At 75.6% G+C, this 20,655-nt stretch carries 18 protein-coding genes; 14 read left to right on the top strand and 4 right to left on the bottom strand.

All coding sequences use genetic code 11. From position 1 onward, the window contains the following. Positions 1–94: 94 nt before the first annotated feature. Together HOP40_RS15240 and HOP40_RS15235 are read left to right on the top strand one after the other, a co-directional pair. Positions 95–2,443 carry an RNA degradosome polyphosphate kinase gene (locus HOP40_RS15240; RefSeq protein WP_420821807.1) on the top strand — a complete coding sequence of 783 codons (2,349 nt, stop codon included), beginning with the start codon at positions 95–97 and terminating at the stop codon, positions 2,441–2,443. Continuing rightward, entirely contained in the window at positions 2,440–3,306 is an 867-nt protein-coding gene (locus HOP40_RS15235) for an NUDIX hydrolase (RefSeq protein ID WP_172159095.1), read from the top strand. Before HOP40_RS15240 ends, HOP40_RS15235 begins: the two co-directional genes overlap by 4 nt. A 13-nt stretch (positions 3,307–3,319) precedes the next feature. On the opposite strand, the gene HOP40_RS15230 is transcribed toward HOP40_RS15235, so the two are convergent. Further along, the gene (locus HOP40_RS15230; protein ID WP_172159092.1) at positions 3,320–4,051 is read right to left on the bottom strand and encodes a hypothetical protein; all 732 of its coding nucleotides are present in this window, start codon (positions 4,049–4,051) and stop codon (positions 3,320–3,322) included. A 176-nt stretch (positions 4,052–4,227) separates the two neighbouring features. On the opposite strand from HOP40_RS15230, the gene HOP40_RS15225 reads away from it, so the two are divergent. The 8 genes from HOP40_RS15225 to HOP40_RS15190 all read left to right on the top strand — a co-directional run bounded on the left by HOP40_RS15225 (position 4,228) and on the right by HOP40_RS15190 (position 13,002). Further along, the gene (locus HOP40_RS15225) at positions 4,228–5,319 is read left to right on the top strand and encodes a Gfo/Idh/MocA family protein (protein WP_172159090.1); all 1,092 of its coding nucleotides are present in this window, start codon (positions 4,228–4,230) and stop codon (positions 5,317–5,319) included. Next, positions 5,316–6,419, top strand: coding sequence for a DegT/DnrJ/EryC1/StrS family aminotransferase (locus tag HOP40_RS15220; protein WP_172159087.1), 1,104 nt, complete (start codon positions 5,316–5,318; stop codon positions 6,417–6,419). Before HOP40_RS15225 ends, HOP40_RS15220 begins: the two co-directional genes overlap by 4 nt. Positions 6,420–6,424: 5 nt before the next feature. Beyond that, complete coding sequence (locus HOP40_RS15215) at positions 6,425–7,336, top strand: GumC domain-containing protein (RefSeq protein WP_172159085.1); 912 nt, start codon at positions 6,425–6,427, stop codon at positions 7,334–7,336. Between the two features lie 91 nt (positions 7,337–7,427). Beyond that, positions 7,428–8,924 (top strand): lipid II flippase MurJ, encoded by a 1,497-nt coding sequence (locus HOP40_RS15210; protein ID WP_172159082.1) that lies wholly within the window; start codon positions 7,428–7,430, stop codon positions 8,922–8,924. Continuing rightward, the gene (locus HOP40_RS15205; RefSeq protein ID WP_172159080.1) at positions 8,921–10,342 is read left to right on the top strand and encodes a hypothetical protein; all 1,422 of its coding nucleotides are present in this window, start codon (positions 8,921–8,923) and stop codon (positions 10,340–10,342) included. The genes HOP40_RS15210 and HOP40_RS15205 overlap by 4 nt, the downstream gene beginning before the upstream one ends. Next, on the top strand, positions 10,323–10,976 hold the full coding sequence (locus tag HOP40_RS15200) for a sugar transferase (protein WP_172159077.1): 654 nt from the start codon (positions 10,323–10,325) through the stop codon (positions 10,974–10,976). The genes HOP40_RS15205 and HOP40_RS15200 overlap by 20 nt, the downstream gene beginning before the upstream one ends. Further along, a complete protein-coding gene (locus tag HOP40_RS15195; protein WP_240157686.1) occupies positions 10,973–11,944 on the top strand; it encodes a glycosyltransferase in 972 nt (323 codons plus the stop codon). Before HOP40_RS15200 ends, HOP40_RS15195 begins: the two co-directional genes overlap by 4 nt. Beyond that, on the top strand, positions 11,941–13,002 hold the full coding sequence (locus HOP40_RS15190) for a GNAT family N-acetyltransferase (protein ID WP_172159075.1): 1,062 nt from the start codon (positions 11,941–11,943) through the stop codon (positions 13,000–13,002). Before HOP40_RS15195 ends, HOP40_RS15190 begins: the two co-directional genes overlap by 4 nt. 17 nt (positions 13,003–13,019) lie before the next feature. On the opposite strand, the gene HOP40_RS15185 is transcribed toward HOP40_RS15190, so the two are convergent. Continuing rightward, positions 13,020–14,057: a right-handed parallel beta-helix repeat-containing protein gene (locus HOP40_RS15185; protein WP_172159072.1), complete on the bottom strand. Its 1,038-nt coding sequence runs from the start codon at positions 14,055–14,057 to the stop codon at positions 13,020–13,022. 122 nt (positions 14,058–14,179) lie between these two features. Between HOP40_RS15185 and HOP40_RS15180 the strand changes: the two genes are divergently transcribed. Beyond that, positions 14,180–15,454, top strand: a complete 1,275-nt coding sequence (locus HOP40_RS15180) for a nucleotide sugar dehydrogenase (RefSeq protein ID WP_172159070.1) — start codon at positions 14,180–14,182, stop codon at positions 15,452–15,454. 11 nt (positions 15,455–15,465) lie between these two features. Here the strand turns inward: HOP40_RS15180 and HOP40_RS15175 are convergent, their stop codons facing one another. Beyond that, positions 15,466–16,155, bottom strand: a complete 690-nt coding sequence (locus HOP40_RS15175) for a methyltransferase domain-containing protein (RefSeq protein ID WP_172159059.1) — start codon at positions 16,153–16,155, stop codon at positions 15,466–15,468. Between the two features lie 109 nt (positions 16,156–16,264). Between HOP40_RS15175 and HOP40_RS15170 the strand changes: the two genes are divergently transcribed. The 3 genes from HOP40_RS15170 to HOP40_RS15160 are packed head-to-tail and all read left to right on the top strand — an operon-like array spanning position 16,265 to position 19,814. After that, positions 16,265–17,443, top strand: coding sequence for a lipid II:glycine glycyltransferase FemX (locus HOP40_RS15170; RefSeq protein WP_172159056.1), 1,179 nt, complete (start codon positions 16,265–16,267; stop codon positions 17,441–17,443). An 8-nt stretch (positions 17,444–17,451) separates the two neighbouring features. Continuing rightward, positions 17,452–18,591, top strand: coding sequence for a lipid II:glycine glycyltransferase FemX (locus tag HOP40_RS15165; protein ID WP_172159054.1), 1,140 nt, complete (start codon positions 17,452–17,454; stop codon positions 18,589–18,591). After that, positions 18,588–19,814 (top strand): FAD-dependent monooxygenase, encoded by a 1,227-nt coding sequence (locus tag HOP40_RS15160; protein ID WP_172159052.1) that lies wholly within the window; start codon positions 18,588–18,590, stop codon positions 19,812–19,814. The genes HOP40_RS15165 and HOP40_RS15160 overlap by 4 nt, the downstream gene beginning before the upstream one ends. A 114-nt stretch (positions 19,815–19,928) precedes the next feature. Here the strand turns inward: HOP40_RS15160 and HOP40_RS15155 are convergent, their stop codons facing one another. Then, positions 19,929–20,573, bottom strand: coding sequence for an HU family DNA-binding protein (locus HOP40_RS15155; RefSeq protein WP_172159049.1), 645 nt, complete (start codon positions 20,571–20,573; stop codon positions 19,929–19,931). Positions 20,574–20,655 lie beyond the last annotated feature (82 nt).

Below are 20,655 nucleotides of genomic sequence, written 5' to 3'. Positions count from 1 at the left end.
CCCACCCGATCGGGGGTGACGCACCTCGCGTTACGCCCCGGTTCACCTGGTGGACACCCTCGGGATGAGACGGGAGGGACACCAGTGGGCAACAATGGCCCGTGTGGGTGCAGACGTGAACGGTTCAGCAGGGCCCGAACCGACGCCGGGCGGTCGTCGCAAGGCCCGGGACAGCGCGTCGAAGCGGGCCCCGCGCCCGTCGACCCGCCGGGTGCACGCGGCCGCGCGGCCGCTGAGCACCGCCACCGTCGACGCCGGGCTCGAGATCCTCGACCAGCCGGGCCCGACGGCCGCGGCCACCGGGGCCCGCACCGACACCGCGGGCGCCGCGGTGCCCGTCAGCCCGCCCGCGCGCACGCCCGTGCCCGGCTCGGGCCTGCCCGACGACCGGTACCTCAACCGCGAGCTGTCCTGGCTCGACTTCAACGCCCGCGTGCTGGCCCTGGCCGAGGACACCAGCCAGCCGCTGCTGGAGCGGGCCAAGTTCCTGGCGATCTTCGCGAGCAACCTCGACGAGTTCTACATGGTCCGCGTGGCCGGGCTGAAGCGCCGCGACGACACCGGCCTCGCCGTCCGCAGCGCCGACGGCCTGTCCCCCACCGCGCAGCTCACCCGCATCGCCGCGCGCACGCAGGCGATCGCCGAGGCGCACGCGCGGGTGTTCCTCGACCACGTCCGCCCCGAGCTCGCCCAGCAGGGCATCAACATCCTGCGCTGGAGCGACCTGTCCCACGACCAGCGCGTGCGGCTGTCGGCCTACTTCTCCGCGCAGGTCTTCCCGGTGCTGACGCCGCTGGCCGTCGACCCGGCGCACCCGTTCCCCTACATCTCCGGGCTCTCCCTCAACCTCGCCGTCACCGTGCGCGACCCGGAAGGGCGCACCGAGCGGTTCGCGCGCGTCAAGGTGCCCAACAACGTGCCGCGGCTGGTCAACGTCGCCACCGAGGACGACACGATCACGTTCCTGCCGATCGAGGACCTCATCTCCGCGCACCTCGGTGACCTGTTCACCGGCATGGAGGTCGCGGAGGTGCACGCGTTCCGCGTCACCCGCAACGCCGACGTCGAGGTCGAGGAGGACCGCGACGAGGACCTGCTGCAGTCCCTCGAGCGCGAGCTCGCGCGGCGCCGCTTCGGCCCGCCGGTGCGCCTCGAGGTCACCGACACCATGAGCGAGCACGTCCTGGAGCTGCTGCTGCGCGAGCTCGACGTGCACCCCGGCGACGTCGTCACGGTCCCGGGCCTGCTCGACCTCACCGCGCTGTGGGCCGTGCACGGCGTCGACCGCCCCGACCTCAAGGACGACCCCTTCGTCCCCGCCACGCACCCGGCGTTCGCCGAGCGGGAGACCCCGCGCAGCATCTTCGCCACCCTGCGCGAGGGCGACGTCCTGGTGCACCACCCCTACGACTCGTTCTCGACGTCGGTGCAGCGCTTCATCGAGCAGGCCGCCGCCGACCCGCACGTGCTCGCGATCAAGCAGACGCTCTACCGCACCTCCGGCGACTCCCCCATCGTCGACGCCCTGGTCGACGCCGCCGCCGCCGGCAAGCAGGTTGTCGCGCTGGTGGAGATCAAGGCCCGGTTCGACGAGCAGGCCAACATCCGCTGGGCGCGCGAGCTGGAGAAGGCGGGCGTGCACGTCGTCTACGGGCTGGTGGGGCTCAAGACGCACTGCAAGACCTCGCTCGTCGTGCGCCAGGAGGGCGAGTCGATCCGCCGCTACTGCCACATCGGCACCGGGAACTACCACCCCAAGACCGCGCGGCTCTACGAGGACGTCGGCGTGCTCACGGCCGACCCGACGATCGGCGCCGACCTCACCGACCTGTTCAACTCCCTCACCGGCTACTCCCGCCAGACCTCCTACCGGTCGCTGCTCGTCGCGCCCTACGGCGTGCGGCGCGGCATCGTGCGGCGCATCGAGGACGAGATCGAGGCGCACCGGGCGGGCCAGCCGGGCGCGTGCGTCCGGGTCAAGGTCAACTCGCTGGTCGACGAGCAGGTGATCGACGCGCTGTACCGGGCGTCGCAGGCGGGGGTGCCCGTCGACGTGGTCGTGCGCGGCATCTGCGCGCTGCGTCCGGGCCGCGAGGGCCTCAGCGAGAACATCAGCGTGCGGTCGATCCTGGGCCGGTTCCTGGAGCACAGCCGGGTCTTCCACTTCGGCTCCGCCGACGAGTACTGGCTCGGCAGCGCCGACATGATGCACCGCAACCTCGACCGCCGCGTCGAGGTGCTGCTGCGCGTCGCCGACCCCGCGCTCGCCGCGCAGCTCGGCGAGATGATCGACAGCTGCATGGACCCGGCCACGCGGTGCTGGACGCTGCAGGCCGACGGGCGCTGGGAGCCCTCGCCGCCGCTCGACTCCGGCGTCTCCCCCGTCCGCGACCACCAGGCCGAGATGATGCTGCGCCACGCGCTGGTGGCCGAGTCGGAATGAGCACGCCGATCCTCGCGGCCGGCGCCGTCCTCTGGCGCCGCGCCGGGTCCGGTGCCGAGGTGGCGCTGGTGCACCGCCCGCGCTACGACGACTGGTCGCTGCCCAAGGGCAAGCTCGACCGCGGCGAGTCGATGCCGCACGCCGCCGTCCGCGAGACCGCGGAGGAGACCGGCTTCGCCGCCCGGCTCGGACCGCTCCTGCTCGACGTGCACTACGACGTCATCGAGGGCCCCAAGGTCGTGCGGTACTGGGCCGCGCAGGCCTGCTCGGGCGCCTTCGAGCCCAACGCGGAGACCGACGAGCTGCGCTGGTGCTCCCCCGACGACGCCGCCGCACTGCTGTCCTACCGCCGCGACCTCGACGTCCTCGCCCGCTTCGCCGACACCGGCCCGCCCGACTCGGTGGTCGTGCTGGTGCGCCACGCCAAGGCCGGCAGCCGCAACCAGTGGGACGGCCCCGACGAGGACCGCCCGCTGTCGGGCACCGGCCGCGAGCAGGCCCGCCAGCTCGCGACCCTGCTCCCCCTGTTCGGCCCCGACCGCCTCGCCTCCGCCCCGCCGATCCGCTGCCGCGACACCATCGCGCCGATCGCCGCGGCCCACGGCCTCCCCGTGGCCGACGAGCCGCTCCTGGGCGAGGAGGGCTACTGGGACGACCCCGCCGCCGGCCTCGCCCGCTTCCGCGAGATCGCCGCGCAGCCCGGCGTCAGCCTGGTCTGCAGCCAGGGCGGTGTGATCCCCGACGTCGTCGGCGCCCTGAGCGGACTCGACGACGTGCCGAGCCGCAAGGCCAGCACCTGGGTGCTGGGCTTCACCGGGGGCCGGTTGCGGACGTGGGACCACTACCCGCACCCCACCGGCTGAACACGGTGCCCGCTCACGCCGGTGGCCAACCCGTCGCGCTCGGCCACTCCCGCCACGCGCGGCGCTCCAGGTGCGCCTGCACCCCGGCGACGTAGGCCAGCGCCGGCGCGTCGCGCCACCCCCCGGAGTAGTGCATGCCGACGCACCCCCACAGGTCCCCGCGGCCCTGCGGAGCCGGGGAGAGCTGGCCCTCGTAGCAGGCCCGCCGCAGGCCCAGCGACCAGTCCACGTTGAACGCGGTGCTCGTGGCCGACCAGGGGGCGGTGCCGGTCCACACCGTCGACTTGATCTGGAGCAGGCCGAGGCTGACGCCGCCGTCGCCGCGCGCCGACTGGACCCAGCCGGACTCCTGGACCGCCTGGGCCCGCGTGACGTCCGGGTCGAACCCCCACTTGCACGAGGCCCAGCGGATGATCTCGTCGGTCGTGCCGGTGAAGCGGCCGGTGACGCGGGTGCGCAGCGCCTCGGCCGCGGGACCGCCCCAGGCCCGCGAGGCGACCGGCCCGGGCGGCACCGTGCGGTTCGCCCCGGTGTTCTCCGGCCGCGGCTCCCAGGGGTCGCGGCGGGTCGAGCGGGCGCAGTCCCCGTCGGACGGGAGCGGGGCTCCGGGAGGCAGCACCGCCACACCGAGGACGGGCGCACCCACGACCGCGGACGCGGCGACGGGCGCGGGGGGCGTGGGGACCGGGACCGCGACGGCCAGGCACAGGGCCACCGCGACGCCGGCCGCGGCTCGGAGCGGCACACCCGGATGCTCCCCCGAGAACCCGCAGGTGATCACGCACAGTCGCTCCGACGAGGAGTTCTGTCCTCCCTTCGTGGACGCTCCGCTATCGGGGTAACAGAGAGCGTCACCCGTCCGATCTACGGCTGAACTCGCCGGTCGTCCGACCGTGCCGACTTCCCAGTGATCGGAGCAGGATGCCAGCCGCTCGGACCAACGTCGCCGTCGTCGGGTACGGGTACTGGGGCTCCAAGCACGTCCGCGTGCTGAGCAGCCTCGCCGACGTGAGCGTGACCGTAGTGGACGGGAACGAGGACCGCCTGGCGGAAGCCGCGCACCACTACCCGGCCGCCCGGCTCGCCGGCTCGCTCGACGCCGTCGTCGAGGACGTCGACGCGGTGGTCGTGGCCACGCCGCCCGCCGCGCACACGCTGGTCGCGCTGGTCGCGCTGGAGGCGGGCAAGCCGACCCTCGTCGAGAAGCCCCTCGCGACGTCGGTCGCCGAGGCCGAGCTGCTCGTCGAGACGGCGGAGTCGCGGGGCGTCCCGCTGATGGTCGGCCACACCTTCGAGTACAACGCGGCCGTCCGCACGCTGCGCGACATCGTGCGCTCGGGCTCGCTGGGCCGCGTGCTCTACATCGACACCGCGCGGCTGAGCCTCGGGCGCTACCAGCGCGACGTCAACGTCATCTGGGACCTCGCGCCGCACGACATCTCCATCGTCTCCTACCTCCTCGACGAGATGCCGAGCTCGACGAGCGTCTGGGCGCAGTGCAACATCGGCGACCGCCACGCGGACGTCGCCTACCTGCGCCTGCAGTTCCCGCGCTCCGACGCCCACGCGTTCGTCCACGTGAGCTGGCTGAACCCCGACAAGGTCCGGCGCGTCACCGTCGTCGGCGAGCGCAAGATGGTCGTCTACGACGACATGTCCGACAACGAGCGCATCCGCATCTACGACATCGGCGTCGACCCCGCGGAGGTCGACGACCCGTCGTCGGCCCACGCGATGCCCGTCACCTACCGCTCCGGTGACATCACCTCGCCGTTCATCCCGTTCGACGAGCCCCTGCGGGTGCAGGACCAGCACTTCGTCGACTGCGTGCGCAGCGGCGCCACCCCCGCCACGACGGGGCGGCGCGGCCTCGACATCGTCCGGGTCCTGAGCGCCACCGACCGCGCCCGGCTCGACGGAGGGGTCGTCCCGGTCGACGACGGCCCGGTCGCGATCACGGAGCCGGCGCCGGCCACCGTGATCGTCGAGCAGCGCTCCCCGGTGCTCTCGTGACGCGCCCCGCCCCCGTCCCGTTCCTCGACCTGGGAGCGGTCAACGCACCGCTGCGCGACGCCCTCGACGTCGCCTGGAAGACCGTGCTGGGGCACGGGCGCTTCGTCGGCGGCCCGGAGGTGGCCGCGTTCGAGGACGACTTCGCCGCGTACTGCGGCACCGACCACTGCGTCGGCGTCGCCAACGGCACCGACGCGCTGGAACTGGTCCTCGACGGGCTGGGGATCGGGCCGGGCGACGAGGTCGTCCTCCCCGCCAACACGTTCGTCGCCACGGCGGAGGCCGTCCGGGCCGTCGGGGCCCGCCCGCGCTTCGTCGACGTCCGGCCCGACACGCTGCTCGTCGACCCCGACGCGGTCGCCGCGGCGATCGGGCCGCGCACGGCCGCGGTCGTCGCCGTGCACCTGTTCGGGCAGATGGCCGACGTCGACGGGCTGCTCGCGGTCACCGACCGCCACGGCGTCCCGCTCGTCGAGGACGCCGCCCAGGCCCACGGCGCCCGGTACGCGGGCCGGCGCGCGGGCGGGGCGGGGCGCGCCGCCGCGTTCAGCTTCTACCCGGGCAAGAACCTCGGCGCGTTCGGTGACGGCGGGGCGGTCGTCTCGGACGACGCCGAGCTCGTCGCCCGCATCCGGCGGACGGCCGACCACGGACGCAGCGCCACCAGCCGCCACCACCACGACGTGTCGGGCCGCAACAGCCGCCTCGACACCCTGCAGGCCGCGGTGCTGGGCATCAAGCTCGGCGGCCTCGACGCCGCCAACGCCCGTCGCGTGGAGGCGGTGGAGCGGTACCGGGAGCAGCTCCCCGACTGGTGCGCACCCGTCGCGCAGGACCCGCTCGCCGAGTCCGTCCACCACCTCGCGGTCGTGCGGGTGCCCGACCGCGCGGCGGCCGTCGCCGCGCTCGACGCCGGCGGGATCGGCTGGGGCGTGCACTACCCCGTCCCCTGCCACCTGCAGCCGGCGTTCGCGGAGTTCGCCGACGACCCCTGCCCGGTGGCCGAGAGGGCGGCCGGTGAGATCCTCTCGCTGCCGCTGTTCCCGGGCATCGCGCCGGCGCAGGTCGACCGCGTCTGCTCCGTCCTGGCAGGGGTGTGACACCGGTGCCCCCCTACGACCGGCTCCCGTCCGCGGGTGTCGAGGAGCGCACCGAGGCCATCGCCCTCGCGGCCGCCCCCTCGACGAACGGACGTCCACCCATGGTCACCGACGACCCCGGCACCCGCACCGCGGCGGCGGGCGGAGGCCCGTCGCGCCGCACGTGGACGACCCTGGCTCTGCTCGCCGTGCTGCTCGTCGTCGCGGGGGCCGGGGCGGGCTTCGGCATCGGCACGCTGCTGCCGACGCAGTACGCGGCCCGCGCCGACGTGCTCTACCTGCTGACCCGCGAGCAGCCCACCGGTTTCCTGCGGGAGGACCGCAACCTCAGCACCCAGCTCGTCCTGCTGACCAGCCGCACGGTGCTGGGCCCGGTGTCGGCCGGGTCCGGCGTGCCGGTCGAGGACCTCGCGGAGTCCCTGCAGGCCACGGTGCTGGAGGAGAGCGAGGTCATCAGCATCGAGTTCCGCGACGCCGACCCGGACCGCGCGACACGGATCCTCGACGCGATCGTGACCCGGTACCTGGCGGTGTCCAACAACGACGAGCGCTCGGACGTCCGCGGCTACCTCGAGACCGAGCTCGCCACGGTGCTCGACCGGATCGAGGCCGCCCGGACCGACACGGCGCTGGGTGCCGAGCTCTCCCCGCTGGTCGACCGCGAGCAGCAGCTGCGCAGCCAGCTCGACGAGCTGAACATCAGCGACCTCGCCGGGCCGGGCGCCCGCGTCCTCGTCCCGCCCTACGCCGACGTCGACCCCGTCAGCCCCCGCCCGCTGGTCACCGCGGCGACCGGCGCGCTCACCGCCCTGCTCGTCGCGGCGCTCGGCCTGCTCCTCGTCGTCCGGCGGCAGTTCCGCCCCTCAGGGGGGAGCGGTCATCACCACGACACTGCGCCGGACTCCCGGCGCGCCTGAGCGCGTCCGGCGGCGCCGGGTCTCCACCGCCAGGAGCTCGGCGACCGTCGCCGTCTGGACGCTGGTCAGCCGGGTCACCGGTCTGCTGCGGGTGGTCGTCGTCGGCGCCGTGCTGGGGCCGACCTTCCTCGCGAACGCCTTCCTGGCCACCAACACCGTCCCGAGCCTGACCTACTCGGTCGTCGCGGGCCCGGTGCTCGCGCTCGTCGTGGTGCCCGCCGTCGTCGGGTCGCTGGCCGAGCGGGGCGTCGCGGAGAGCGCGCTGCTGCTCCGGCGCCTCAGCACCCGGCTGGTCCTGATCGCGACCGCGCTGGCGCTCCTGCTCGTGCTCGTCTCGCCGGCGCTGGCCTGGTCGCTGACCCTCGGCGTGTCCGCGGGCGCGGAGCGCGAGCAGGCGCAGCGCCTGACCACGACGCTGCTCGTGCTCGTCGCCCCCCAGGTCGTGCTCTACACCGTGGCCGCGCTGGGCGCGGCGGCGCAGCAGGCCCGGGAGCGGTTCGCGCTCGCAGCCGCGGCCCCCGCGCTGGAGAACGTCGGGCTGATGCTGACCATGGTCGCCGCGGCCGTCCTGCACGGCTCGGGCCGCGACGTCGCCGAGGCGCCCGACGGCCTCGTCGTGCTGCTCGGCGCCGGCGCCACGCTCTCGGTCGCGGTGCACGCGGCCGTGCAGGTGTTCGGGGCCGCCCGCGTCGGCCTCTCGGTCCGCCCGGTGCGCGGGTGGCGGACCGACCCGGCGGCGCGCCGGACCGCCGACCGGCTGCGCAGCTCGGTCGCGGTGGCCGCCCTCCCCGCCGGGGCCTTCTACGCCCTGCTGGCCTGCTCGGCGACGGTGCGCGGCGGGGTGCTCGTGTTCCAGATGGCCTACTCGGTCTACAGCCTCCCCGCGGCGCTCGGGGCCCGTTCGATCACCACCGCCGTGCTGCCGGGCCTGTCCGCCGCGGCCAGGGCCGGCGACCGCTGGCGCTACGCGTCGTCGTGGCGCCAGGCGTTCTCCTACGTCCTCATGGCCGGGGTGCCGGCGCTGTTCCTGCTGGTCGGCTTCTCCGGTCCCGCCGCGGACCTCCTCGCCAACGGTGAGCTGCGCACCCCGGAGCTGGTCGCCGCGCTGGCCGCGTGCATCGCCGTGCTCGGCGTCGCGCAGCTCTCGGCCGGGGTCCACGAGATCGGCAGGCAGGCGCTGTTCGCGCGGCTGGACGTGTCCGGGCCGCGCCGGGCCGGGACGGTCGTGTTCGTCGCCACGGTGCTGCTCGCCCCCGCCTGCCTGCTCGTGCCCACCGGCACGCCCCGGCTCGTCGCGCTCTGCGGGGTGGTCCTGCTCGCCGACACCGCCGCCGCCGCGATCGTGCTGGTGCTGCTGCGCCGCGCGATCCGCCCGGCGGCCGTGCTCGACCGGGCGGCGACGGCCGCCACCGCCGCCGGAGCGGTCGCGGCCATGCCGGTGATCGGCGCGGGCGCCGTGCTCACCGGCACCGCCGACGGCGGGCGGCTGCTCGACGTGCTCGTCGTGACCCCGCTCGCGCTGCTGGCCGTGGCGCTGTTCCTGCTGGCGTGGACCGCGGTCCGCACCCGGCTGCCGGGTGCGCGGTGAGCGCGCCGCCGCTGGCTCCGCAGCGGGAGCCCGGGACGCCGGCCCGGCTGCGGGCCGCCCTGCCGCTGGGTGCGGCGCTGCTGGGTGCGGCGATCGTGGCCGGGGCCGCCGGGGCGGTCGGGGGCCTGCTCGCGGTGGCCGCCGTGGCCGGAGCCGCGGTGCTGGTCGTCACCGCGCTGCGCCCCGCCCTCGCCGTCCACGTCTACCTGGTCTCGCTGCCGTTCCTGTCGGGCATCGAGCGCGACCAGCTCATCCCGGTCGTTCGTCCCAACGAGGCCGTGCTGGTGCTCGTCCTGGCCGGCGCGCTGCTCGGCGGCTACGTCCGGCTGCTGCGGGGCGGGCGCAGCGGGTTGCGCCCGGGCCCGCTCGACGTGCCGATCCTCGTGTTCGTGCTGCTGTCCACGCTGTGGCCGGTCGTGTCGATGCTGCTGCGCGGGGTGGTGCCCGCCGGCTCGGACCTGATGGCGCTGCTGCCGATCTGCAAGCTGGCCGCGCTGCTGCTGCTCGTGCGGCTCACCGTGCGGACCGACCGGGAGCTGCTGCGGCTCGGGCGGGTCGTCCTGTGGCCCGCGGCCGCGGTGGCGACGATCGCCGTGCTCCAGACGGCGGGCTTCCCGCCCGTGCTGGCCGCGCTCGGGACGCTGTGGGCCGACGGCGGGGACGCCGCCGACCTCACCGAGCGCGGCACCACGACGTTCGCCTCGTCGATCGCGACCGGCGACTACGTCGTGCTCGCGCTGGCCCTGCTGACCGCGCTGACGGTCCGGGGACTGATCGGCCGCACCGAGCGGGTCGTCCTGGGTCTGCTGCTGGCCGCGGGGGTGCTGGCCGCGGGCCAGTTCTCCACGTGGGCGTCGGCGATCGTGGTCGGGGTCGTGGCGCTGCACCAGAACCCGCCGCTGCGCCGCACCGCGGTGCGCCTGCTCCCGCTCGCCGGGATCGCCGTGCTCGCCGGGCTGCCGGCGTTCGCGGAGCGGCTGTCGCAGTTCGGCGACGGGTTCGGCGTGCCGCGCAGCTGGCTCGGCCGGTGGGACAACCTCACGAACTTCTACCTCCCCCGCCTCGCCGACGGCAGCTTCGTGCTCGGGGTCTCCCCCGACTCGGTGCTGGTGGCGCCCGAGACGTGGCGCGAGGTCATCTACCTCGAGTACGGCTACCTGCAGCTGCTCTGGGTCGGCGGGCTGCCGCTGCTCGCCGGGTTCGCCTGGCTGTCGGTCGTCGTCCTGCGGGAGTCGCGGGAGCAGGCCCTGCGGACGGACGTGACCGGGGCGTACGCGGCGACGCTCGTGGCGGCGTGGTGGATGGTCCTGCTGCTGTCGGTGATCGACATCCACCTGGTCCTGCGCGGCACCGGCGAACTGCTGTTCCTCTTCTTGGCGATCATCAGCGGGAGGGTCGATGTCCGGACGCACCGGTGACGCGCGGTCGACGGCGTGGGAGAGCGGGATCCGGCGGGGGGCCGACGTCCTCCTGGCCGCGGTCGCCCTCGTCGTGCTCGCCCCGCTCCTGCTGGCCATCGTGCTGTCGATCCGGCTCGACAGCCCCGGGCCCGCGCTGTTCCGGCAGCCGCGGGTGGGCGCCGGGCGTCGCACCTTCACCGTCTACAAGTTCCGGTCGATGCGGGTCGGCGGGGACGACACCGCGCTGCGCGACCTGATCTCGGCCGAGCTGCGCGGCGAGGACACCTCCTCGGAGGGCAGCTGGAAGATCGACGCCGACCCGCGCGTCACCCGGACCGGGCGCCTGCTCCGCCGCACGAGCTTCGACGAGCTCCCGCAGCTGGTCAACGTGCTGCGCGGGGACATGTCACTGGTGGGGCCGCGGCCGTGCCTGCCGTGGGAGGCCACCATGTTCCCCGCCGAGTACGCCGACCGCTTCAGCGTGCGGCCCGGGCTCACCGGCCTCTGGCAGGTCAACGGCCGCAGCACCGTCGGCACGCTCGACATGCTCCGGATGGACGTCGAGTACGTGCGCACCCGGAACCTCGCGCTCGACGCGCGGATCCTGCTCGCGACGGTGCCGTCGATGCTCGGCGGGGACGGTGCGCGGTGACCACCCTGTTCCTCGCCACCACCGGCGGTCACCTCGAGCAGCTCGCCGGGCTCGCCGGGCGCATCGCGCCCGACGGCGACGAGCTGTGGGTGACCCACGCCAACGAGCAGAGCCGGTCGCTGCTGCGCGACCGCGACGTCGAGTACGTGCCCTACGTCCGCGTCCGCAACGTCCCCGACGTCGTGCGCTGCGTCCCCACCGCCCACCGCCTGTGGCGGCGGCGCGGCGTCACGCGGGTGGTGTCGACGGGCTCCGGGATCGCGCTGGGGTACCTCCCCTACCTCGCCGCGCGGGGCGTGGCGTGCCACTACATCGAGAGCGCGGCCCGCGTCGCCGCCCCTTCGGCGACCGGGACGGTGCTGCAGCGGGTGCCCCGGATCCACCGCTACACCCAGTACCCGCACTGGGCCGGCCCGCGGTGGGGGTTCGCGGGCAGCGTCTTCGACAGCTTCCGGGCCGAGCCCGCGGTCCCCGCCGCGACCGGCGTCCTGCGCGTCGTCGTCACCGTCGGCACCGCGGCCGAGTTCCCCTTCGCGCGGCTGATCGAGGGCCTGGTCCCGGTGCTGGGCCCGGGCGGAGCGCTGGAGTCGGCGACGGGGCGGCCCGTCGAGGTGCTCTGGCAGACCGGCTGCACCCCCACCGACGGGCTCCCGATCACGCCCGTGCCGTTCCTGCCCGCCGCCGACCTCGGCGCCGCGCTGGCGGCCGCGCACGTCGTCGTCAGCCACGCCGGGACGGGCTCCGCGCTGGCCTCGCTGGCCGCGGGCCGGCACCCGGTGCTGGTCACCCGGTCCGCCGCCCTCGGTGAGGCGGGCGACGACCACCAGGGCGAGCTGGCCGACGAGCTGGTGCGGCGCGGGCTCGCCACGCGCCGCGAGGCCGGATCGGTGACCGCCGAGGACCTCCTGGCATCGATGGGCACCACCGTGCACCGCGCGGACCCCCCGGCGTTCGAGCTGGTCGGATGAGCGCCGCCCCGACCGCCGCGCCGGCGATCCTGCGCGTCGACCCGCGCACCGACCCCCTCTGGGCGGCGCTGGCCGCCGGGCCCCACGGCGGCCTGTTCACCTCACCGCCGTGGATCGGCGCCGTCTGCGCGACGTACGGCTTCGAGCCGGTCGCGGCCGTCGCCGTCGACGACGCGGGGGTGCCGCGGGCCGGGCTCGCCTGGGTCGACGTCGACGACCTGCGCGGGCGGCGCCGCCTCGCCCTGCCGTTCTGCGACAGGGCCGACCCCCTCGTCGGCGACGCCGCCGCCTGGGCCGCCGTGTCCGGCGACGCCCTGGCGGGTGACCTCCCGTTCACGCTGCGCTGCCTCGACGGCTCCCCCGCCGCCGACGACCCGCGGCTGACCCGCACCGGCGAGGCCGCCTGGCACCGCACGCCGCTCGCCGGCCCGCTCGACGACCTGCACGCGCGGTTCCGCTCCCAGACCCGCCGCAACATCGCCACGGCCGGCCGCTCGGGCGTGGAGGTCGTGGTCGACGACGGGCTCGACGCCGTCCACGCCTACCACGACCTGCACGTCGCGCTGCGCAAGCACAAGTACCGGCTGCTCGCCCAGCCCCGGGGTTTCCTGGACGCGATCTGGGGCGCCTTCGCCCCCCTCGACGGGATCCGCACCACGCTCGCGCTGGTGGACGGGCGGCCCGTCGCGGGAGCGGTCCACCTCGTGTGGCAGGACACCGTCTACTACAAGTTCGGGGCGTCGGAGGCCGCGTCGCTCCCCCTGCGCCCCAACGACGCCGTGCACTGGGCGGCCCTGCGCTGGGCGCACGGGCGCGGTCTCGCGCACCTGGACTGGGGGCTGTCCGACCTCGACCAGCCCGGCCTGGTCGGCTACAAGCGCAAGTGGGCCACCGAGGAGCGGCGGATCCTGACGCTCAACGCGGGCGGGCCCCCGCACGGGCGCCGCGACGACACCGAACGGCTGCTGCGGACGCTCACCGACCTGTTCACCGACGACGCCGTGCCCGACGCGGTCACCGCGCGCGCCGGGGCCGCCCTCTACGGACTGTTCTGCTGATGACGACCGCGCGCCCGCTACTCCTCCGGCCGGTCGGTGCCGAAACCGGCGCTCGACTCCCCGTCGAGCTGGTACCCGGCCACGCCGTCCGGCACGGTGTTGTCGTAGAAGCCCGCGCCCGTCGACCCGTCCAGGAAGATCGCGGCCCGGTAGAGGCCGGGGCCGGTGAAGGTGTTGCCGCGCACCAGGACGTCGGGGATCCACTGGACGAGCACCGCCTGCGACCCCTCGACGTCGCAGACGTTGTCGGTGAACTCGATGCCGCGCGAGCGCCCGACCACCCCGTCCCCGCCGGACTCCTCGGCCGTCGCGATGAGGCACTGGTGGTCGACGTTGCGGCACACGTTGCCGGTGACCACGGCCCCGACCGTGGGCAGGCGGCTGTTGTCGTAGGTCTGGAAGCAGTCGGTGTGGGGCGGCTCGCCGTCGTACCCGTCGTCCTTGATGTCGCTCACGGTGTTGCCCGAGACGGTGATGCCGGTGCCGAAGAAGCGGATGCCGTCGGCGTCGTTCGCCGCGCGCATGACCGAGCCGCTGACCGCGTTGCCGCGCACCGTGATCCGCTCGCCCTCGACGATGATCCCGCTGCCGTCGGCGCCGGTCACGGTGTTGTCCTCGACGAGGACGTCGCGGCACCGCTGCTCGCACGAGATGCCGTCCTGGGTGGCGTCGCGCACCGCGTTGCCGCGCACGGTGATCCCGGTGCCCGCCAGGACCAGGCCCGTGCCGCCCTCGGTCGTGACCCCCTCGACGACCACGTGGTCGGCGTCGACCTCGACCGAGCGGACGACGACCGCGCCCAGCGCCCGCACCACCACGGGCCGCCCGGCCGTCCCGGACGCGGTGACGACGAGGTCGGTGGCGCGCAGGTCGTCCCCGGTCAGGCAGACCGTCGCCCCGGCAGGCGCCCCGGCCAGCGCCGCGCGCGCCGCGTCGGCGGTCCGGGCCTCAGCGGTGCACCCGGGCGTCAGGGGTGTGACGGGCGCCGGCACGGTGCAGGCCGCCACGGCCAGCACCGCGAGGACCGTCGCCGCGCGCGCCGCTGCGCTCGCCATGCAGCCCACGCTCCCTCCGGTCCACCCCGTGCGCCCGCCATCGTAGGGACAGCCCCCATGAGCCCCCGCAGCACGACCACCCGATCAGGGACCACCCGGTCCACCGTCGACAGGAGACGTCCATGACCGCCGCGCAGGGTCCCGACCGGGTCGTCGTCGTCGGGCAGGGCTACGTGGGCCTGCCACTGACCGTCCGGGCCGTGGAGGCCGGGTTCGACGTCGTCGGGTTCGACGTCGACAAGTCCCGCGTCGACCGGCTGGGCCACGGGCTGACGTTCATCGACGACGTCACCGACGACGACGTGGCCGCCGCGCTCGCCACCGGCAGGTTCCGCCCGAGCGCCGACCCGGCCGACCTGGCCGGGTTCGACGTCGCGGTCGTGACCGTCCCGACGCCGCTGGCCGACGGCGCCCCCGACCTCTCCGCCGTCAGCGCCGCGGCGACGGCCCTCGCGCCGCACGTGCGGGCCGGCTGCTGCGTCGTGCTGGAGTCGACGACCTACCCGGGCACGACCGAGGAGGTGTTCGTCCCGCTGCTCGAGGCCGACGGCCCGCTGCGGGCGGGGCGGGACTTCCGGGTCGGCTACAGCCCCGAGCGCATCGACCCGTCCAACCCCACGTGGGGCTTCCGGAACACCCCGAAGATCGTGTCCGGGGTCGACGCCGGGTCCGCGGACGCCGTCGCCGCCTTCTACGCGCGGCTGGTGGACCGGGTCGTCCCGGTCTCCGGCACGCGCGAGGCCGAGCTGGCGAAGCTGCTGGAGAACACGTTCCGGCACGTCAACATCGCGCTGGTCAACGAGCTGGCCGTCTTCTGCCACGGGCTGGGCATCGACGTGTGGTCGGTGGTCGACGCCGCGGCCACCAAGCCGTTCGGGTTCATGCCGTTCACGCCGGGCCCGGGCGTCGGCGGCCACTGCCTGCCGATCGACCCGTCGTACCTGTCGTGGCAGGTCCGCCGCACGCTCGGGCAGAACTTCCGGTTCGTCGAGATCGCCAACGACGTCAACGAGCACATGCCCGACTACGTGGCGAGCCGCGCGACCGCGCACCTGAACCGGGAGCGCAAGGCCGTCAACGGCAGCACCGTGCTGCTGCTGGGGCTGGCCTACAAGCGCAACTCCGGCGACGCCCGCAACTCCCCCGCGATCACCGTGGCGCACCGCCTGCTCGACCTCGGCGCCACCGTGCTCGCCGCCGACCCCCTGATCGACGCCGCCCAGGTACCGCCGGGCGTCGCGCTGGTGGAGGTCTCCGAGGAGACCCTCGCCGCGGCCGACCTGGTCGTGGTCCTGACCGACCACGACGTCCTCGACTGGGAGCTGGTGGGCCGGTTCGCCGACCGCGTCCTCGACACCCGCCGCCGGCTCGTCGAGCCGGGGACGGACCGGCTGTGAACCGCCCGGGGTCAGCGGCTCCCGGTGCCCGCCGGGAGCACCCGGTAGAGCCGGAAGGAGTTCGAGCGCGACCACTCGCGGCCCGGGCGCATGCCGCGCAGGCGGCGGACCTCCTCGAATCGGCCGGTCGCCCGCAGCACCTCCTCCTCGACGGGGTTGCCGTAGATGACGCGCAGCTCGCGGGGGGCGCGGTCCACCGACTCGAGCAGGCGGTCGACCACGGTCCGGAAGACCTCGCCGAAGAACGGGTTGTAGAGGAACACGACGGTGAGGTCGTCCGGGATCGGGAAGTCGAGCACGTCGGCGTGCACCAGGGTGACGTCGCGGACGCGGAGCCGGTCGCGGTTGCGCTCCAGGTTGCCGGTGGCGATCTCGTGCAGCTCGGTGGACAGCTCGACACCGACCACCCGGCGGAACGGGTAGGCGAGCGCGGCCTGGAGCACGACGCGGCCCATCCCGGACCCGAGGTCGGCGAACACGTCGTCCGGGCCGACCTCGCCCTTGCGCAGGATGCGGCGCAGGCTCGTCAGGCCGGCGGGCAGGTAGCGGTTGTAGTCCTCGTCGGAGAAGCCCAGCTCCTCGCGGCTGCGGGCGCCTGCCGTCGTCACCCCGTAGCGCCGCTCGAACAGCGCGCCGGTCACGGCCTGGCGGGCCGCCACGTAGGGCGGCTTGGCCAGGGAGACGAAGAGCTGACCCAGCATGGGATCTCCTGTCACGGCCGACGGCGTCGGCGGGGCGGGCGGTTCCGGGCGAACCACCGGTTCCTGCGTACGTCGTCACAGGGACCCGATCGTTACCGGAGGTGCGGCCGTGCATGAGGACCCGATCGTCACGGCGTCGGTCGATCCCGGCCCCGCCGCGCGGGCGGAGTGGGACGCGCTGGTGGCCGCCGCCCCCGCGGGCGACGTCGCGCAGCTCTCGGGATGGGCCGTGCTGCGGGGGGAGGCGGGGTTCGAGCCGCTGCACGTCCTCGCCCGGCTGCGGGGCGCGGTCGTGGGCGGCGCGCTCGTGCTGTGCCGGCGCCTGCCGGTGGGCGGGCGCGTCGGCTACGTCTCCTACGGGCCGCTGGTCGGCCCCGGTCTCGACGACGGCGACCGGCGGGCCGTGCTGGAGGCGCTGTGCGCCGGGCTGGAGCGGGTGGGGCGCGAGCGCACCCGCATGCTGTTCGTCCAGCCGCCCGAGGGCGGGGAGGACGTGACGCGGGCCCTGCTCGCGCGCGGCTTCCGCGGCTCGGACGCCGGCATCGCCCCGGCCGCGTCGCTGCGCGTGGACCTCACCGTCGGCGAGGACGAGCTGCGCCGGGGGCTGAGCAGGCGGCTGCGGACGTGGACCAACCAGTGGCCGGCCCGCGGCGTCAGCGTCCGCCGGGGCGGCGCGGCGGACCTCGCCCTGCTGGCCGGGCTGCTCGGCGACACCGCGCGGCACCAGGGCTTCACCCCGTTCTCGGCGGCGTACCTGGAGATCCTGCACCGCGAGCTGGTCGCGACCGGGCGGGCGGTCGTGTTCGTCGGCGAGGTCGACGGGGCCGCGGTCGCCGCCGACGTCGTGACGGTGTGCGGGGACTCGGCGAAGGTGCGGCTGGTGGGCCTGGACCGGTCCAGCGCCGCCACCCACCTCAACGTCCCCGGCGCGATCCGGTGGGAGTCGATGAAGTGGGCGAAGGCCGACGGACGGCGGTGGTTCGACTTCGGCGGGCTGCAGACGGCGTCGGTCGACGTGCTGTTCGCCGAGGGCGGCGTCGACGTCGAGGCGCTCGCCGGGCCCGACCGGTACAAGGTGAAGTTCGGTGGCGTGCCGTTCCGCTACCCGCCGGCGGTGGAGCTCGTGCCCTCCCCGGTCGTCCGCGGTGCCTACGACATGGTCCGCCGGTCGACGCGCGGGCGCCGGCTGCTGGACCTCACGAAGCGCCGCATCCGGGGCGGTCCGGCGGGCCGGGGCACCGGCGACCGGCAGGCCGCCCGCCGCCCGGTGAGCCCGGTGCCGGAATGATCGACTCCGTGCGGGAATCCACCTCCACCGTCGTCGTCGAGCGCGTCGCCGATCCCGGTCCCGACACCTGCGCCGAGTGGGACCGGCTCGTCGCCCGGACGCCCGGCACCGACGTGACGCAGCTGTCGGTGTGGGCGCGCGTCCGCGCGGGCCAGCGCTTCGTCCCGCTGCACCTGCTCGCCCGCCGCGACGGGGTGCTGGTCGGCGGTGCGCTGGTCCTGGTCCGCCGCGTCCGCGGGTTCGGCTCGCTGGGCTACGTGCCCTACGGGCCGGTCGCCGGGTTCGCCGACGGGCGCGCCGAGGTCGTGGCCGCGCTGGCCGACGCGCTGTCCTCGCTCCGGCTGCGCATGCTGTTCGTGCAGCCCCCCGAGGGCGCCGAGGACGTCAGCGGCGCGCTGGTGGACCGCGGCTTCCGGCCGTCCGCGGCGGAGATCGCCCCGACCGGGTCCATGCGGATCGACCTCGGTCCCGACGAGGCGGCTTTGCGGGCGGCCCTGTCGCGCAGGCTGCGCTACTGGACGGGCCGGTGGGCCGACCGCGGGGTCACGGTGCGCCGGGGCGACGAGCGCGACGTGCCGCTGCTCGTCGAGCTGATGGGCACGGCGGCGGCGGCGCGCGGCTACCCGCGACCGCCCCGCCTCGACTACGTGACGACGCTGTACGCGGAGCTGGCGCGGACGGGGAACGTCGCGCTGTTCGTCGGGGAGGTGCACGGGGTCCCGGTGAGCGCCGACCTGGTCACCGTCTGCGGCGACACCGTCCGCGGGAAGCTGTGCGGCTTCGACCGCGACGGCGACGGCAGGCGGCTCAGCGTCCCGGCCGCCGCCCGCTGGGAGATCATCCGCTGGGCCCGCCGCTCGGGCCACCGGTTCATCGACTTCGGCGGGCTGTCGGAGGCGACGCTGTGCGGCGCCACCGCCGGGGTCCGGGACGACGAGTCCTGGCCCAGCGCGGACCGCGCCAAGATGGCCTTCGGCGGCACCGCCTTCCGCTACCCGGCGCCGGTCGAGCTGATCCGCCCGGTGCCGCTGCGGTGGGCCTACGACGCGGCGGGGCGCAGCGCTGCCGGTCGCGCCCTGGTCGCCCGCGCGCGGATCGTGCTGCGCAGCAGTGCCCCGACCCGACCGGCGGCGGAGGCGGGGCCGTGAGGATCACCTGCGTCGGCGGCGGTCCCGCCGGGCTGTACTTCGCGCTGCTCGCCCGGCTGCGCGATCCGCGGCACCGGGTCACCGTCGTCGAGCGCACCCTCCCCGACGCCACCTACGGCTGGGGCTTCGGCTACTGGGACGACCTCCTCGCCGGGCTCGACGAGCACGACCCGCCGACGGCGCGGGAGATCCGGGCGGCCTCGGTGCGCTGGACCGGCCAGCAGGTGCGCATCCGGGACCGCCGTCCCGTGCACCTCGGCGGCTACGGCTACGGGATGGGCCGGCAGCGGCTGCTGGAGATCCTCACGCGGCGGGCGCTCGAGGTCGGCGTCGACGTCGAGCACCGGCGGGAGGTCGCGTCCCTCGACGAGCTCGGCGACGCCGACCTCGTGGTGCTCTCCGACGGCCACGGGAGCAGGCTCCGGCGCGGCCGGGCCGGCGCCTTCGGGACCACCGAGGAGGCGGGCGCGACGGTGCACCTCTGGCTCGGCACGGCGGCCTCCTTCCCGAGCTTCACGTTCGCGTTCGAGCCGACCCGCGCCGGGTGGGTCTGGTTCCACGGCTACCAGTACGCGCCGGGCGCGAGCACGGCCATCGTCGAGTGCTCCCGCGCGACCTGGAGCGGGCTGGGCTTCGACGCCCTCCCCGTCGAGGAGGCCGTCGAGCGCCTGTCGGAGGTCTTCGCGCGGCACCTGGGCGGGCACCCGCTGCGGTGCCGGCCCCCCGGAGCGGGTGCGGCCGCGGCGTGGCGGAGCTTCACCACCGTGGGCAACGCCCGGTGGCACGACGGGAACGTCGTGCTGATCGGGGACGCCGCGCACACCGCGCACTTCTCCGTCGGGTCGGGCACGAAGCTGGCCCTGCAGGACGCGATGGCGCTGGCCGACGTCCTGGGGTCGGGACCGCCCGCGGGCGGCCTCGAGGCGGCGCTGCGGTCCTACGAGGAGCTGCGCAGGCCGACCGTCGTGCGGCTGCAGGGCGAGGCGGCCCGCAGCGCGGCGTGGTTCGAGAACGCCGACCGGCACCTCCTGATGGCGCCGACGGACGTCGGCTACTCGCTGCGGACGCGCCGGGCCGCGGAGGTCGAGGGGGCCGCACCGCCCCTGCGCCGCCGGTCGCTGCCCTACCTGCTGCACCGGGCGACGCAGCTCCGGGCGGGCCGGGCGGCCCGGCGCGGGGTGAGCGCGCTCAAGCGGAGCTACGCGCGGCACCTGCGCCGCTGAGCCAGCCCGCCCCCGCCTCGCGTCCCGCCACTCCCCCGCTCGCACACAGGCCGCGGGGCCCGCACACAGGGCCGGACCTGTGTGCGGGCCCCGGACCCTGTGTGCGAATGGGGGCTACTTCTTCGCCTTCGCCTTCTTCGGCTTCGCGGCGGGCGCCTCGGCCACGGCCGCGGCCTTCGCCTTCGGCGCCGCCTTGGTCTTCGGCGCCTTGGTCTCCACGGCCGGGGTGGCGGCCTTCGCCTTCGGCGCCGCCTTCTTCGCGGCCTTGGGCGCCTTCGCCGCGGGCGCCGCGGCGGCGGGCTCCGGAGCCGCGGGCTCCGCTGCCGCCGCGAACGACGCCTTGGCCTTCGCCGGCTTGCGGGCGGGCTTCGCCGGAGCCGCCGCGGGCGCCTCCACTGCGGGCGCCTCCACGGCGGGAGCCTCGACCGCCGGAGCGGCGGCGGCCGCGGACCGGCGGGCCGGGGTGGCGCGGGGGGCGGGGGCCGACCCGCCGCCGACCGCCGCGCGGAAGCCGGTGCCGGGCCGGAAGGCGGGCACGGTGGTGGCGGCGACCTCCACCGTCTCCCCCGTGCGCGGGTTGCGCGCCACGCGCGCGGCGCGGGCGCGGGGCTCGAAGACCCCGAAACCGGTGATGGAGACGGAATCCCCGGATCCGACGGTGTCGACGATGGTGTCCAGCAGGCCGTCGACCGCGGTGGCCGCGGTCCGCCGGTCGCCGATGCGGGCCGCGAGCGCGTCCACGAGCTGCGTCTTGTTCATGGGCGACAACGTAGCCGCTGGTCAGGGGCGCGCACCAGGGACACGCGGAGGCGGATCCGTTGTGCGGCAACGGATCCGCCTC

This window comes from Pseudonocardia broussonetiae (assembly GCF_013155125.1).
Taxonomy (GTDB): Bacteria; Actinomycetota; Actinomycetes; order Mycobacteriales; family Pseudonocardiaceae; genus Pseudonocardia; species Pseudonocardia broussonetiae.
The sequence above is the reverse complement of the archived record's forward strand: the minus strand, read 5'-3'. Positions and strand labels throughout refer to the sequence as shown.